Annotated in this window: 16 protein-coding genes; 5 read left to right on the forward strand and 11 right to left on the reverse strand. The window is 71.1% G+C overall.

Features of this window, described 5'->3' with window-relative positions:
- Positions 1-13: 13 nt before the first annotated feature.
- Both AAIL17_RS09150 and AAIL17_RS09155 read right to left on the reverse strand, forming a co-directional pair.
- Positions 14-376: a response regulator gene (locus tag AAIL17_RS09150; RefSeq protein WP_424682516.1), complete on the reverse strand. Its 363-nt coding sequence runs from the start codon at positions 374-376 to the stop codon at positions 14-16.
- Positions 377-393: 17 nt separating this feature from the next.
- The gene (locus tag AAIL17_RS09155; protein ID WP_424682517.1) at positions 394-708 is read right to left on the reverse strand and encodes an STAS domain-containing protein; all 315 of its coding nucleotides are present in this window, start codon (positions 706-708) and stop codon (positions 394-396) included.
- Positions 709-883: 175 nt separating this feature from the next.
- On the opposite strand from AAIL17_RS09155, the gene AAIL17_RS09160 reads away from it, so the two are divergent.
- The 5 genes from AAIL17_RS09160 (at position 884) to AAIL17_RS09180 (ending at position 4896) form a co-directional block, all read left to right on the forward strand.
- Positions 884-2041 (forward strand): flagellar hook-length control protein FliK, encoded by a 1158-nt coding sequence (locus AAIL17_RS09160; RefSeq protein ID WP_424682518.1) that lies wholly within the window; start codon positions 884-886, stop codon positions 2039-2041.
- Positions 2038-2304 (forward strand): flagellar biosynthesis protein, encoded by a 267-nt coding sequence (locus AAIL17_RS09165; RefSeq protein ID WP_424682519.1) that lies wholly within the window; start codon positions 2038-2040, stop codon positions 2302-2304. The genes AAIL17_RS09160 and AAIL17_RS09165 overlap by 4 nt, the downstream gene beginning before the upstream one ends.
- Before the next feature lie 241 nt (positions 2305-2545).
- Entirely contained in the window at positions 2546-3208 is a 663-nt protein-coding gene (locus tag AAIL17_RS09170; RefSeq protein ID WP_424682520.1) for a c-type cytochrome, read from the forward strand.
- Positions 3205-4125 carry a c-type cytochrome gene (locus AAIL17_RS09175; RefSeq protein ID WP_424682521.1) on the forward strand — a complete coding sequence of 307 codons (921 nt, stop codon included), beginning with the start codon at positions 3205-3207 and terminating at the stop codon, positions 4123-4125. Before AAIL17_RS09170 ends, AAIL17_RS09175 begins: the two co-directional genes overlap by 4 nt.
- Positions 4126-4260: 135 nt before the next feature.
- A complete protein-coding gene (locus AAIL17_RS09180; protein ID WP_424682522.1) occupies positions 4261-4896 on the forward strand; it encodes a DsrE family protein in 636 nt (211 codons plus the stop codon).
- A 35-nt stretch (positions 4897-4931) separates the two neighbouring features.
- Here AAIL17_RS09180 and AAIL17_RS09185 read toward each other — a convergent pair whose 3' ends face one another.
- The 9 genes from AAIL17_RS09185 to flhF form a co-directional block, all read right to left on the reverse strand.
- Positions 4932-5393, reverse strand: a complete 462-nt coding sequence (locus tag AAIL17_RS09185) for a chemotaxis protein CheW (RefSeq protein WP_424682523.1) — start codon at positions 5391-5393, stop codon at positions 4932-4934.
- Positions 5394-5421: 28 nt separating this feature from the next.
- Positions 5422-6471, reverse strand: a complete 1050-nt coding sequence (motD, locus tag AAIL17_RS09190; protein ID WP_424682524.1) for a flagellar motor protein MotD — start codon at positions 6469-6471, stop codon at positions 5422-5424.
- The gene (locus AAIL17_RS09195; RefSeq protein ID WP_424682525.1) at positions 6468-7208 is read right to left on the reverse strand and encodes a flagellar motor protein; all 741 of its coding nucleotides are present in this window, start codon (positions 7206-7208) and stop codon (positions 6468-6470) included. The genes motD and AAIL17_RS09195 overlap by 4 nt, the downstream gene beginning before the upstream one ends.
- A 2-nt stretch (positions 7209-7210) precedes the next feature.
- On the reverse strand, positions 7211-9145 hold the full coding sequence (locus tag AAIL17_RS09200) for a chemotaxis protein CheA (RefSeq protein WP_424682526.1): 1935 nt from the start codon (positions 9143-9145) through the stop codon (positions 7211-7213).
- 2 nt (positions 9146-9147) lie between these two features.
- A complete protein-coding gene (locus tag AAIL17_RS09205; protein WP_424682527.1) occupies positions 9148-9789 on the reverse strand; it encodes a protein phosphatase CheZ in 642 nt (213 codons plus the stop codon).
- Positions 9786-10193 carry a chemotaxis response regulator CheY gene (locus AAIL17_RS09210; protein WP_327478884.1) on the reverse strand — a complete coding sequence of 136 codons (408 nt, stop codon included), beginning with the start codon at positions 10191-10193 and terminating at the stop codon, positions 9786-9788. Before AAIL17_RS09210 ends, AAIL17_RS09205 begins: the two co-directional genes overlap by 4 nt.
- Positions 10194-10295: 102 nt before the next feature.
- Positions 10296-11066, reverse strand: a complete 771-nt coding sequence (locus AAIL17_RS09215) for an RNA polymerase sigma factor FliA (RefSeq protein ID WP_424682528.1) — start codon at positions 11064-11066, stop codon at positions 10296-10298.
- A gap of 1 nt (position 11067) precedes the next feature.
- The gene (locus AAIL17_RS09220) at positions 11068-12012 is read right to left on the reverse strand and encodes a P-loop NTPase (protein ID WP_424682529.1); all 945 of its coding nucleotides are present in this window, start codon (positions 12010-12012) and stop codon (positions 11068-11070) included.
- Positions 12009-13421 (reverse strand): flagellar biosynthesis protein FlhF, encoded by a 1413-nt coding sequence (flhF, locus tag AAIL17_RS09225; RefSeq protein WP_424682530.1) that lies wholly within the window; start codon positions 13419-13421, stop codon positions 12009-12011. The genes AAIL17_RS09220 and flhF overlap by 4 nt, the downstream gene beginning before the upstream one ends.
- Positions 13422-13460 lie beyond the last annotated feature (39 nt).

Genomic DNA, 13460 nt, shown 5'->3' on the forward strand with positions numbered 1-13460 from the left:
CTCTCTTTGCGGCTTAGCCGAGCACGCGCTTGACGGTGGCCAGCAACTGTTCCGGATCGAACGGCTTGACCAGCCAGCCGGTGGCACCGGCCGCCTTGCCTTCCATCTTCTTGTCCGTGTGCGACTCGGTGGTCAGCATCAGGATCGGCACGCCCTTGTAGCTGGGCCGCGTGCGCAGCTCGCGCACCATGCTGATGCCGTCCATCACCGGCATGTTGACGTCCGCCAGCACCAGGTCGAACGTGCCGGCATTGGCCGCGTCCAGCGCCAGTTGGCCGTTCTCGGCCTCGGTCACCTCGTGGCCGGCGCCGCGCAGGGTGTAGGCCACCATGCCGCGCATCGACGCCGAATCGTCCACTGCAAGAATCTTCGCCATTTCATCAACCTCGTTTTTTACGCCGGCACGCTTGCCGGCAGATCCAGTGCCTTGACCAGGCCCAGCGTTTCCGCCGCCTCGCACAACGTGGTGCTCGCGCCGCGCCAGCTCACCGCGCAGCCGCGCGAGAGCGCCTCGCGGCGGAACAGCGTCAGCAGCTGCAGCGCGGCGGTGTCCACGCGCTCGACCGCGCGGCCGTCGATCTGCGTCGCCGGCGCGTCCAGCGCGCCGAGCAGATCGGCCAGCAGCGCCGACTGCGCGGCCATCCGGCAATCCGCCGGCAGGCCGATCTCGACCGCGGCCGGTGCGCCGTGTTCTCGTTTGCTGCCCATTGCTTGCCTCCGCTCGTACCGGGCCCCTGCCCAAGCCTTATCGGCGGTTCCGGTGGAGGCTTTAGTGCCGGAAAGTGACCGCCGTCACCGTCGCTCAAGTTATCGTCCGCCCGGCCGATTCCTGTACCGACTGCACGGAACCGACCACTGCCCGGCCGGCAGGCAGGAGACCCGCGTGATCATCCAACCCACCAGCCTCGCCGCGATGACCTGGGCGGGTGCCGCCTCCGGCACCGCGGCCGAGAGCTGGCGCGTGGGCACCGTGCTGGACGCCCGTCCGCTGGGCATGGGCGAGCAGGGGCGCATGGTGCTGCAGATCGGCGCGCTCACGGTGGAGGCCGACCCGCTCGGCACCCCGCTGCCCTCGCAGTTCCAGGTGCGCGTGCTGGCGATGGGCAACCCGCCGCTGCTGGAGATCCTCGCCGGCGCCGCCGCCGACCCGCGCGTGCAACAGGCCTTGCGCGAACGCCTGCCGCAGCAGAACGGCTACGCGCCGCTGCTCGCCACGCTGGGCGCGCTGGCGCAGCGCCCGGTGGTGCGCCAGTTGCCGCCGGAGGTGCGCGCCGCGCTGGCGCTGCTCGACCAGGGCGTGCGCACGCCGCAGGACATCACCCGCGCGGACGGCCTGCGCGAGGCGGTCGCCCGCAGCGGCCTGTTCTTCGAGTCGCAACTGGTCCGGCCGCGCACCAATCCGATGCCGCTGGGCGAAGAGGACTTCAAGGCCGTGCTGCTGCGCCTGGCCGCAGTGCTCGACCGGCAGCCCCGGTTGCCCGTTCACCCGCCCGCCAGCGGCGCCGACACGCCGCCGCCGCTGCGCCAGCGCGGCCTGCAGGCGCAGCCGCGCGCGCCACTCGCGGCGTCCTTCGGCGATCCCTCCGTCGACGACGACGTCGGCCAGCTGCTCGGCCGCCTGCGCGGCGACGTGCACGCCGCGCTCGCGCGGCTGGAAATCGCCCAGCTCGATGCGGCGGGGGCGCAGGCCTGGATGATCGAGATCCCGCTGCAGGGCCCGCGTGGCCGCGACGTACTGCAGCTCCACCTCGAGCACGGCCAGGACGCCGAGACCGGCGCCGGCACGTGGACCCTGGGCTTCGCTCTCGACCTGCCGTCGCTCGGCCCGCTGCAGGGCGAGCTGCAACTGCGCGACCTGCGCCTGAACGTGCGCCTGTGGGCCGAGCGCAGCGCCACCACCGAGCGGCTGGAACGCCAGTTCACCCCGCTGCGCCAGCGCCTGGCCGCCAGCGGCCTGCAACTGGACCAGTTGAGCTGCCAGACCGGCCTGCCGCAGGGCCAGGGCCATGCCAGCGCCCTGCTGCTGAAGGCCACCGCATGAGCACCGCCCTGCCGCCGCCGCAGCGGCGCGTCACCCTGCGCCTGGCCGGTCCTGAAACCAAGGCCACGCCGCTGCCGCCCGAAGCGCTGGAACTGCTGCTCGCCCGCGCCCGCGCGCTCGGCCTGCCGCTGCACCACGACCCGCAGGTCGCCTCGATCCTCGCCGCCCTGCGCCTGCGCGATGACGTGCCGGTACTGCTCTACGCCGCCGCCGCCGCGGTGCTGGCCAGCGTCTACGACGCCAGCGGCGAACCCGCCGCGTAAACCCGAGACGAGGCGCCGCTCCTGTTCTCTTTCCCTCCAGGGAGAGGGTTGGGGTGAGGGGCCCCGCGGCAAGCCCCGCCATCATCATGCGCGAAGCGCCCAACTTCGCGCTGCCGCCACCGACGCAAGCCGACCGGAAAAACAGATCCGCTGACATCGCGTGCACGTTCCGCTCGCTATTCGTTGGCCTTTGACCGGCACGGGCTTGCCTGCCGGCCTGGGGCCAAAGCGGGAATCGGGGATGCGCAACAGCGGGTTGGAAGGCATCGTGGTGGGCGTGTGGCTTGCGTTGGCGTGCGCGTCGCCCGCCGAGGCCGCGACACCGCAGACGCTGGTCAGCCAGGGCAACGGACATGGCGCGCCGCCGTGCCAGTCCTGCCACGGTGCCGATGGCGGCGGCCAGGCCACGGCCGGCTTTCCGCGCCTGGCCGGCTTGGATGCCGACTACCTGCGCCGGCAACTGGGCGACTACGCCAGGGGTACGCGCGCCAACGCCGTCATGCAGCCCATCGCCAAAGCGCTGTCGACGGACGAACGCGGCACCGTGGCGGCGTACTACGCCCGGCTGCCGGTACCGGCAAAGGCCCCGGCCGCGAAGCCGGCCGATCGCCCGGCCGACGATACGGGCGCAACGCTCGCCACACGCGGGCGCTGGTCCGCGCGGGTGCCCGCCTGCGAGCAATGCCACGGGCCCGGCGGTGTCGGCGTGGGCGCGAACTTCCCGCCGCTGGCCGGACAACCGGCCGCCTACATCGAGACGCAGTTGAAGGCCTGGCAGCAAGGCACGCGGCGCAACGATCCGCTCGAGCTGATGCAGCACCTGAGCCGCGCTCTGAGCGCGCAGGACATCGCCGCGGTGGCGCAGTGGTTCGCCGCGCAACCCACCGGGAGCGGCCACGAATGAGCACGCGCCCGATCGCCCTGGCCCTGATCCTGCTGGCCCTGACCGCATGCAGTGGCCGCATGCCGCTCGATGCGCATGCCGCCGATGCACCGCAGGCGGCGACGCCCGCGGCGAAGGCGCCCGCCTTCCGGCCGCCCGACGAATCGGCCATTCCCGCCGGCCCCTACGGCGACATGGTGCGGCGGGGCCGCGAGATCTTCGTGCACACGCGCAAGGCCGCGCCGGCGTACGTCGGCAATGGCCTGAACTGCGTCAATTGCCACCTCGACGCGGGCCGCCTGGCCGACTCCGCACCGCTGTGGGGCGCGTACGGCATGTATCCGCAGTACCGCAAGAAGAACCACCACGTGAACAGCTACGGCGAGCGGCTGCAGGGCTGCTTCATGTACAGCATGAACGGCAAGGCGCCGCCGCTGGACGACAAGGTGATCGTGGCGCTGGAGACCTATTCCTACTGGATGGCGCAGGGCGCACCGCTGGGCGTGAAGCTCGCCGGCGCCGGCTATCCGCGCGTACCCGAACCGGCGAAGGCGCCGGACTATGCGCGCGGCCAGGCGGTGTTCGGGCGCGACTGCGCGCTGTGCCACGGTGCCGACGGCCAGGGCCAGAAAGTGGCCGGCGAGTACGTTTTCCCGCCGCTGTGGGGACCGGACTCGTTCAACTGGGGCGCCGGCATGCACGAGCTGGACAAGGCCGCCGCCTTCATCAAGGCGAACATGCCGTTGAGCCGCGGCGGCATGCTGAGCGACCAGGACGCCTGGGACGTGGCGATGTTCATGGACGCGCACGAGCGTCCACAGGACCCGCGCTACCACGGCGACCTGGCGGCCACGCGCAAGGCCTACCACGACACGCCGATGTCGCTCTATGGCAAGCGCGTCAACGGGCGCCTGCTCGGCGCGTCGCCGGCGCAATGAGGCCGGCCCCTCTCAAATGTGATGCGCATCACACTCCGCGGTGCCGGGCGCGCCGCTTGCCCGGTGCTTCACACCCCCTTCCTACACTGGTCCGTTGCGCGCGACGGCCATTGGGCCGAACGGAGAACCGCACGGATGACCTACAGCAAAGCCACCACCATGCCCGACGATGACCTCGCCCGTTCGCCCATCCGCCGCGTGCTGGTCGGATGCGGCGTGGCGCTGCTGCTGATCGCCTGCGCCCTGGTGGTCGCTTTCGCCTTCTCCGAGCCGCAACCCGATCCGCGGCTGACGTACCCGCGCATCCACGGCGCCGGCGGCGTGCTGCCGGTGGGGCCCAACGCGCTGATGCCCTCGACCACCGCCCAGCATCGCCTGTACGTCGACGTGGACAGCGACGGCCCCACGCGCGACAACGACGTCGACCAGCGCCTGCACACCGTGGCCAAGCTGCTGAACCTGTACGCACTCGCCGGCGTGCCCAACGACAAGGTGCACCTGGTCGTGCTGTTCTACGGGCGCGGCGTGGACCTCGCGCTGTCCGACAAGGCCTATCGGCGGAAATTCGGTCATCCCAACCCGAACGCGCCGCTGATCAGGCAACTGCGCCAGGCCAACGTGAAGATGGTGGTGTGCGGCCAGGCGCTGGGGCACCAGAACTTCGTCACCTCCAACATCCGGCCGGGCATGACGCTGGCGCTGTCTGCATTGACGGCGCGCGAGGAACTGCAGGCAGCGGGGTACGGCGAGGTGCCGAAGGAGCCCGAGTAAGGCCAGGGCGGGCTTCGCGCCGCGGTCCCTTCACCTCACGCCGCGTCGGCCTCCGGCAGCCGGCACAGCCGGCGCACATCGAGCAGGGCGACGAAGCCGCCTTTCCACGGCAGCACCCCGATCACCGGATCGTCCACGCGCGTGGCGCGCCCGGGCGGCGGCGGGGCAGCGGCTTCGTTGCCGAGCAGCAGTTCTCCGACCGCGTCCACGCGCAGGCCGACCACGTGGCCGGCATGGCTGAGCATCACCACGCGCACACTGTCGTCGTCGTCGCCGTCGCGCGGCGGCAGGCCGAGCCGACGGCGGCCGTCGAGCACCGGCACCACGCGGCCGCGCAGGTGGCGCACGCCGAGCAGGTCGGCGGCTGCGCCGGGCACGGGCGTGACTTCGCCGATGCGGATCACCTCGCTCACCTGCGCGAGCGGCGCGGCGTAGGCCTGGCCGTCGAGCTGAAAGGTGAGCCAGTGTTGCGGATTCGGGGCGGCCGGGGCGGTCATGCCATGGGCTCCATGCAGGGAACGCGCGTCACTTGCCGCGCTCCGGGGTGACGATCAGGGGTGGTTCGATGGCGCGTGCAGGTGCTTTCGCGAGGCCGGCCTGCGCAGAGGCCTGCACCGCAGCCCTGGCGGGGACGTCCGCGGCGGGAACGGCGGCAGCGGTCGTATCGGGCACGTCGGTCGGCGACGCGCCGTCGGCCAGTTGCCCGATCCGGTCGGCATCGCCCGAATAGCGCACCGGCGTGGCGTGGTCGCTCAGCACCACCACCAGCACGCGGCGGTTGCGGTTGCGGCCTTCCGCGGTGGTGTTGTCGGCGGCCGGGCGGAACTGCCCCCAGCCGATGATGCCCAGCCGCGCGGGACTGATGCCGTGCTCGGTGAACAACCGCGCCACGCTGGCTGCGCGCGCGGCGGAGAGCTCCCAATTGGACGGATAGACGGCCGTGTTGATCGGCTTGTCGTCGGTATACCCTTCGATGCGCAGCGGGTTGCCGAACGGCGCCAGGATGCCGGCCAGGTTGCCCAGCACCGTATCGGCCGGGCGCGAGAGCTGCGCCACGCCGCTGGGGAACAGGATGTCGGTGCGGATCTCGATCTCCAGCCAGTTGGGCGTGCGGCGCACGACCACCTGCTGCTTGTCGATCAGCGGCTGCAGCGCTCGCTCGACCTCGTTCTGGATGCGCGTCAGGTTGGCCTGCCGGCGCGTCTCGGCCGCGGCCTGCACGTCGCGCATGGTCTCGTGCGGCGCGCGCACGGCGTCCATGCGCCGCGGTGCCGGCCGCAGCGGGATCGGCACCGCCACCGGCGCAGCCGCCGCACCCGGCTGGCTCTGCGGCGCGGCGATCGCCGGGTCGACGTTGTGCGGCTTGGCGTTCTGCGGCGGCATCGGCGCGATCACGTGGCTGGAGCCGTTGAACGCCTCGATGATCGACTCGGACATCACGCGGTACTTGCCCTCGTTGACCACCGACACCGCGTACATCACCACGAAGAAGGCGAGCAGCAGCGTCATCAGGTCGGCGTAGGGGATCGCCCAGGCCTCGTGGTTGACGTGGTCCTCGTGGCGCTTGCGCTTCACGACAGGTAGCCCTGCAGCTTGGCCTCGATCTGCCGCGGGTTGTCGCCTTCGGCGATCGAGACCAGGCCCTCGACCAGGATCTCGCGCATCTGCGTCTGCTTGTGCACCAGCGCCTTCAGCCGCGCCGACATCGGCAGCATCAGCAGGTTGGCCAGCGCCACGCCGTAGATGGTGGCGACGAAGGCCGCGGCGATGCCGTGGCCGAGCTTGCTCGGGTCGGCCAAATTCTGCATCACCGCCATCAGGCCCATCACCGCGCCGATGATGCCCATCGTGGGCGAATAGATGCCGGCGTTCTCGAACACCTTGGCGGCGACCAGCTCGTTGTGCTCGCGCGCCTCCAGCTCCACTTCCAGCACGCTGCGGATGGCGTCCGGCTCGCCCCCGTCGACCAGCATCTGCAGGCCCTTGCGCACGAAGCCGTCGGCCTCCTCGTCGATCTGCGGCTCCAGGCCGAGCAGGCCCTGGCGGCGCGAGATCTCGCTCCAGCCGATGATGCGGCCGATCAGGTCCGACGGATGGAACGAGGGCGGCCGGTAGACCATCGGCAGCATGCCCAGCGCGCGCCGCAGCACGCTGCCTGGCGTCTGCACCATCAGCGCGGCGAGCGTGCCGGCGAACACGATCACGAACGCGGCCGGGTTGACCAGCGCGCCGATCGTGGAGCCCTTCAGGATGGTGCCGACGATGATGACCAGGAAGGCCAGGATCGTGCCGATGAGGCTCACCGGATCCATTCTCAGCCCGCCGCCTTGAGTGACGGCAGCAACTGCCCGCCGTCGTCGGCCAGGCCGGCCAGGTCGAGCACCAGCGCGAGCTTGCCGTCGCCGGTGACGGTGGCGCCGGCGATGCCGGGCACGCCCTCGAACAGCGGGCCCAGGGGCTTGGCCATCACGTCCTCGCGGCCCAGCACCTCGTGCACCAGGCAGCCGATGCGCTGGTGGCCGATGTGCAGCACCACCACGTGGCGCGGCGCGGCGCCGAGGATGCCGGCCCAGCCGGCCAGGTCGCCCAGCGGCAACGCGCGGCCACGGTGGTTGGCGACCAGTCGGCCGTCGAGCATGCGGTCCTGCCCGACGGTGAGTTCGAACACTTCCTCCACGTTGGAGAGCGGCAGCGCGAACAGGCGGGGGCCCACGCGCACCATCAGCACGCGCAGGATGGCCAGCGTCAGCGGCACGGTCAGTTCCAGCTCGCTGCCGTGGCCGAGCCGCGAGCGCACCTGCAGGGTGCCGCCCAGCTCCGCTACGCGCGTCTTGACCACATCCATGCCGACGCCACGGCCGGAGATGTCGGAGATCTGCGCCGCGGTGGAAAAGCCCGGGCGGAAGATCAGCTCGTAGCACTCGTTCTCGGTCAGGCGCGCGGCCTGGGCTTCGTCGATGACACCCTTCTCGACCGCCTTGCGCTTGAGCACCTCGGGATTCATGCCGCGGCCGTCGTCGCTCACCGCGATGACGATGCGTTCGCCGCGCTGGCTGGCCGACAGGCGCACGGTGCCGCGGCGCGACTTGCCGGCCTTGAGCCGCTCGTCCGGCATTTCCAGGCCATGGTCGAGCGCGTTGCGCAGCAGGTGGATCAGCGGATCGGCCAGCGCCTCGACCAGGCTGCGGTCCAGGTCCGTGCCCTCGCCTTCGGTGACCAGGTCCACTTCCTTGCCGAGCTGCCGCGCAAGGTCGCGCACGATGCGCGGGAAGCGCTGGAACAGCCGCCCGACCGGCTGCATGCGCATGGAAAGCACGGCGCCCTGCATCTCGTCGGCGACGCGGTCGAGTTCGGCTGCCGCCTGCGCCAGTGTCTCGTCGCCACTCTTCTGCGCCAGGCTCTGCAGGCGATTGCGCACCAGCACCAGTTCGCCGGCGCGGTTGACCAGTGCATCCAGCCGCCCGGTGTCCACGCGCACGCTGGTTTCCGCCGGAGCGGCGGCGCGGGCGGGCGCGGGAGCGGGCGCCGGAGCAGGAGCAGATGCCGGGACCGTTACGGCACCAGGCGCGCCGCCCTTGCCGTGCAGGTTGTCCAGCAGCGCTTCGAATTCGTCGTCGGCGATGGTGCTGGCCGTCGCGGGCGCGGAGGCGCCCGGCGCGGCCGTGCCATGCAGGTTGTCGAGCAGCGCCTCGAACTCGTCGTCGTTGATCGTCGCCGGCGCGGGCGCAGCCGGCGGCACGGTGCCGGGTGCGGCGGTGCCGTACAGGCTGTCGAGCAGGGCTTCGAACTCGCTGTCGTCGATACTGCCGTCGGCCGGCGGCGCGGCCACGGGGGCAGCCGCCGGCGGCGGAGCCGGTGCCGGCGCCGCGGCGCCCGGCATCAGCCGCCGCAGCAGCGCCGGCGGCGGCATCGCCATCGACGCGCCGCTGCGCAGCGCGTCCATCATCGCATTGAGCAGGTCGAGCGCTTCGAGCAGCGCGTCCATCCGGCCTGAATCGAGCACCAGCGCGCCGTTGCGGGCGACGTTGAGCAGGTCCTCGGCATGGTGGCAAAGCTGCACCATCGGCTCGATGGCGAGGAAGCCGGCGCCGCCCTTGACCGTGTGGAAGGCGCGGAACACCGCGTTCAGCAGCTCGGCTTCGCGCGGGTTGGCCTCCAGCTCGACCAGCTGTTCCGACAGGCGCTCGACCAGTTCCCCAGCCTCGACCAGGAAATCGTCGCGCAGCTCGGCGTCGAGCGAGGGATCCATGCTCAGAATCCGAATTCGGAGAGCAGGCGGTCCGCCTCGTCCTGGCCGGAGATCTTCTCCACCACCGGCGGCGGCTCGCGGCCGGCCAGCGCGCCGGTCAGGTGCACCAGCTCCAGCAGCGAGGATTCCACCGACTCGATGAAGTTGACCACCTTCTTGATGCGCTGGCCGGACAGGTCCTGCCAGGACTGCGCCATCACCATGTCGTTGAGGCCTTCGCGGCAGTTGGCGGCGAAGGCGACGGCCTGGTTGGCCAACACGGCCGACGGATCGCCGGGCTTGGCCCAAGCCACGACCTGCTCGGCGTTCTGCGCCAGCGCGTCGGCCTCGGGGCTCATGCGCTCGGCGAAATCGATGCTGCGGTGGGCGGCCTGCGCGCTCATCTCGAGCACGTCGTTCAAGTGCTTGCGCACGTCGGCCACGCGGCCGGGCACGCCTTCCTGCGCCAGGTCGTGGCCGAGCCGGCTGACCGCACCGTGCAGGTCGCGCGCGAGCAGGCCCAGCGCGCGGAACAGGTGCTGCTCGCGCTGGCGCACCAGCGCGTCCAGCGCCTGCTCGAAGGCGGCGCCGTCGGTGCTGCTGAGCAGGTCCTTCAGTTCCGGCGGCATCGAGCCGCTGTCGAGGGTGGAGAGCACGGCACTCATGCGCTGGCTCCCGCGGCGGCGATCCGTTCGAAGATCTTGGTGAGCTTTTCCTTCAGCGTGACCGCGTTGAACGGCTTGACGATGTAGCCGTTCACGCCGGCCTGCGCCGCGGCGATGATCTGGTCGCGGTTGTTCTCGGCGGTGACCATCAGCACCGGCATTCCCTTGAGCGAGGGCTCGGCGCGGATCGCGCGCAAGAGGTCGATGCCGGTCATGTTGGGCATGTTCCAGTCGGTGACCACCAGGTCGAACGGCTGGCTCTTCAGCATGGTCAGCGCGTTGTTGCCGTCGTCGGCCTCCTGGATCAGCGGATTGCTGAAACCCAGCTCCACCAGCAGGTTCCTGACGATGCGCCGCATGGTGGAGAAGTCGTCCACCACGAGGATCTTCATGTTCTTGTCCAACGCTTTTCTCCGCTTGTCTGCGAAACGCCGCCGCAGCGATCCGCTTCGTTCCCTTCTGGCGCCCTTCCCGCGAAAGCGGGAACGGCGTCCGGTCATTCGTGGCTACTGCCGCCGTGGCGCCTTCTTCTTTTTCGGTTCCGCCTCGCCGTCGCGCCAGTCGCCCAGGCGCGCGCGCAGGCGCACGATCGCCTGGCCGTGGATCTGGCACACCCGCGACTCGGTCACGCCGAGCACGGCGCCGATTTCCTTCAAATTCAATTCCTGCTCGTAGTACAGCGACATCACCAGTTGCTCGCGCTCGGGCAGGCTGGAGATGCCGTCGATCAATGCCTGGCGCAGGCCGTCCTGCTCGATGCTCTCCGACGGCCCCAGGCTGCCCTGGTCGGCCACGTCGAAGGCGGGCGAGCCGTCGCCGTCGTCCGGCGCAGTCAGGCTCAGCAGGCGCGCACTGGCGGCGTCGGCGAGCACCTGGTGGTACTCCTCCGGGCTGACCCCCAGCCGCTTGATCACCTCGGCGTCCTCGGCGTCGGCGCCCGTCTCGATCTCGATCTGGCGCACCACCTCGGCCACTTCGCGCACCTTCCGGTGCACCGAGCGCGGGGTCCAGTCGGTCTTGCGCAGCTCGTCCAGCATGGCGCCGCGGATGCGGATGCCGGCATAGGTCTCGAAGCTGGCGGCGCGATCGGTGGCGTAGTGCCGCGCGGCCTCCAGCAGGCCGATCATGCCGGACTGGATCAGGTCGCCCACGTCCACGCTCGGCGGCAGGCGGCCCATCAGGTGATAGGCAATACGACGCACCAGTGGCGCGTGCTGGCGCACCAACTCATCTGCACTCTGTTTCTGCAGTTGGAGATATTCCGATGCCACGCTCATGTCACCACCCCGACGCCGTCACGGCCTGGCCGCCGAAAAACGCGATGCGATCCAGGCCCGCGCGCGCGGGTTCTTCCCAGTTATCGACCGCACCGGCCAATTGCTTGAATGCCTGCGACGAACGCGCCGCCGGCCATAGGTCCACCACCGCGTTCTGGCGGCGGATCGCCTGCCGCAGGCGCTCGTCCTGCGGCACGAATCCGGAGAAATCCAGCACCACGTCCAGGAAGCGGTCGCAGACCTTGGCCAGCTTCTGGTGCAGCGCGCGGGCCTCGCCGGCGTTGCGCACCAGGTTGGCCACGAAACGGAAGCGGCGCACGCCGAAGTCGCGCGAGAGCACCTTGACCAGCGCGTACGCATCGGTAAGCGAGGCTGGCTCGTCGCAGACCACCACCACCACGTCGTCGGCAGCCGCCGCGAACATGGCGACGTTGTCGGACAGGCCGGCGGCGGTGTCGACCAGCAGGTAGTCCGGCGGTTTGGGCAGTTCGTCGAAGGCGCGGATCACCGCCGCGTGCTCGCCGTTGCCAAGTTGCGCCAGGCGGCGCGCGCCGGAGCCGCCGGGGATGATCTTCAGCCCGTGCGGGGCGTCCAGCAGCAGCTCCTCCAGCGAGGCGGTGCCGTCGAGCAGGTGGCCCAGGTGGCGCGAGGGCGCCAGGCCGAGCAGCACGTCGACGTTGGCCAGGCCCATGTCGGCGTCCAGCAGCATCACTTCGCGGCCGGCCATGGCCAGGCTCATGCCCAGGTTCACCGCGACGGTGGTCTTGCCGACGCCACCCTTGCCGCCGGCCACCGCGATGGCGCGGCAGCGGCGCCGCGGCGCGCCGGTGCTGGCCGCCTGGTGCGGCCGGTGCGGAGCGGGAGGCGCCAGGTCGCGCTCGCCCGTGATCGCGTTGAACATCTCTTTCAAACCCCACGCCTGGTTCATTGCAAGAATTCCGCTCATGCCTGCGCCACCATCGCGCCGAAGCGTTCAGCCAGAAGCATTTCGTCCGCCGCCGGCGCGTTGCCCTTGAGCACCTGCGCCGCGCGGCATACCAGCAGCCGCGCGTCGGCGGCGGCGATGTCCTCGGGCACGCGCTGGCCGTCGGTGGTGTAGTCCAGCGCAAGCCGGTGGCGGATCAGCACCGACAGGGCGCCGCCGAGGCTGGGCGCCTCATCGAGCTTGGTCAGGATCGCCGCGTGCGGCCGGGCCGGCAGGTAGGCGCGCACGGCCTCCTCCAGCGACTGCGCCTGTGCATTGGCGGCCAGCACCAGGCAGACGCGCAGCTCGCCCGCCTCGCCCAGTGCATCGAGTTGTTCCTTCAGCCGTGGGTCGTTGCCGGCAAGGCCGGCAGTGTCGACCAGCACGGTGTGGCAGCCCTTCAGCAGTTCCAGCACCTGGCGCAGGCTCTGCGCGTCGTAGGCGGGGTACACGCGCACGCCGAGCAGGCGGCCGTAGTGCTCCAGCTGCGCGGCGGCGCCGATGCGGTAGTGGTCGGTGCTGACCAGCGCGACCTGCGAGGCGCCGTGGCGCACCACGGCGCGGGCCGCGAGCTTCGCCAGCGTGGTGGTCTTGCCCACACCGGTGGGACCGACCAGCGCGGTGACGCCGCCTTCGTCGGAACGGCCACGGCCGCTCACCGCCAGGCCGCGGCTCAACATGCCCAGCGGCAGGTAGCGCGCCTGTTCGGGGGTCATCTGCGCGGGCAGTTCCTCGGCCAGCGTACGGGCGACGTCCGCCTCGATGCCGAGCCGGGTCAGTTCGCGCAGCACGCGGGCGTGCAGCGGCTGGCGGCGCTCCATGTCGTTCCAGGCCAGGCTGGAGAGCTGCATCTCCAGCATTTCGCGCAGGTTGGAAAGTTCGGCGCGCATGCGCACGGTGTCCTGCGCGGCGCGTTCGATCAACGGATGCACCGCCGCGGGCTCGGCCGGGGCTTCGGCAGCCTGCGCCTGGGTCTCGGCGGGCGCCGGAACCACCGCCCGGGCGGGCCGTGCTTCCGGACGCACGGGCTTCTGTTCCTCTGCCACGACCGGGCGCGCGCTTCGCCGGACATCCGCCGCAGGCGGCACGGATGCTTCGGCCCGGGCCTGCACCGGCGTCGGCCGATTGGCGGGTGCCGGCGGTTCGACGCGGGCTTCGCGCGGCGGCGGCGGGATCGCGGCGTGCACCGGCAGTGCCGGCGGTTCGGCGGGCTGCGCGCCATGGCGCGCAGCCTCACGCACCAGCGCCTCGTCGTAGTCGACCGCGGCGATGATCTCGATGCCCTCGTCCAGCCGGCGCGTGGACAGGATCACCGCGTCGGGCCCCTGTTCCTCGCGCACTTCGCGCATCGCCTGGCGCATGTCCGGCGCCACGAAACGTTTGATCTTCATTGCTTGCTCCGCAAGCGGGAATGGGGAATGGTCAATGGG

Source organism: Frateuria sp. YIM B11624 (genome assembly GCF_049727805.1).
Taxonomy (GTDB): domain Bacteria; phylum Pseudomonadota; class Gammaproteobacteria; order Xanthomonadales; family Rhodanobacteraceae; genus Frateuria_A.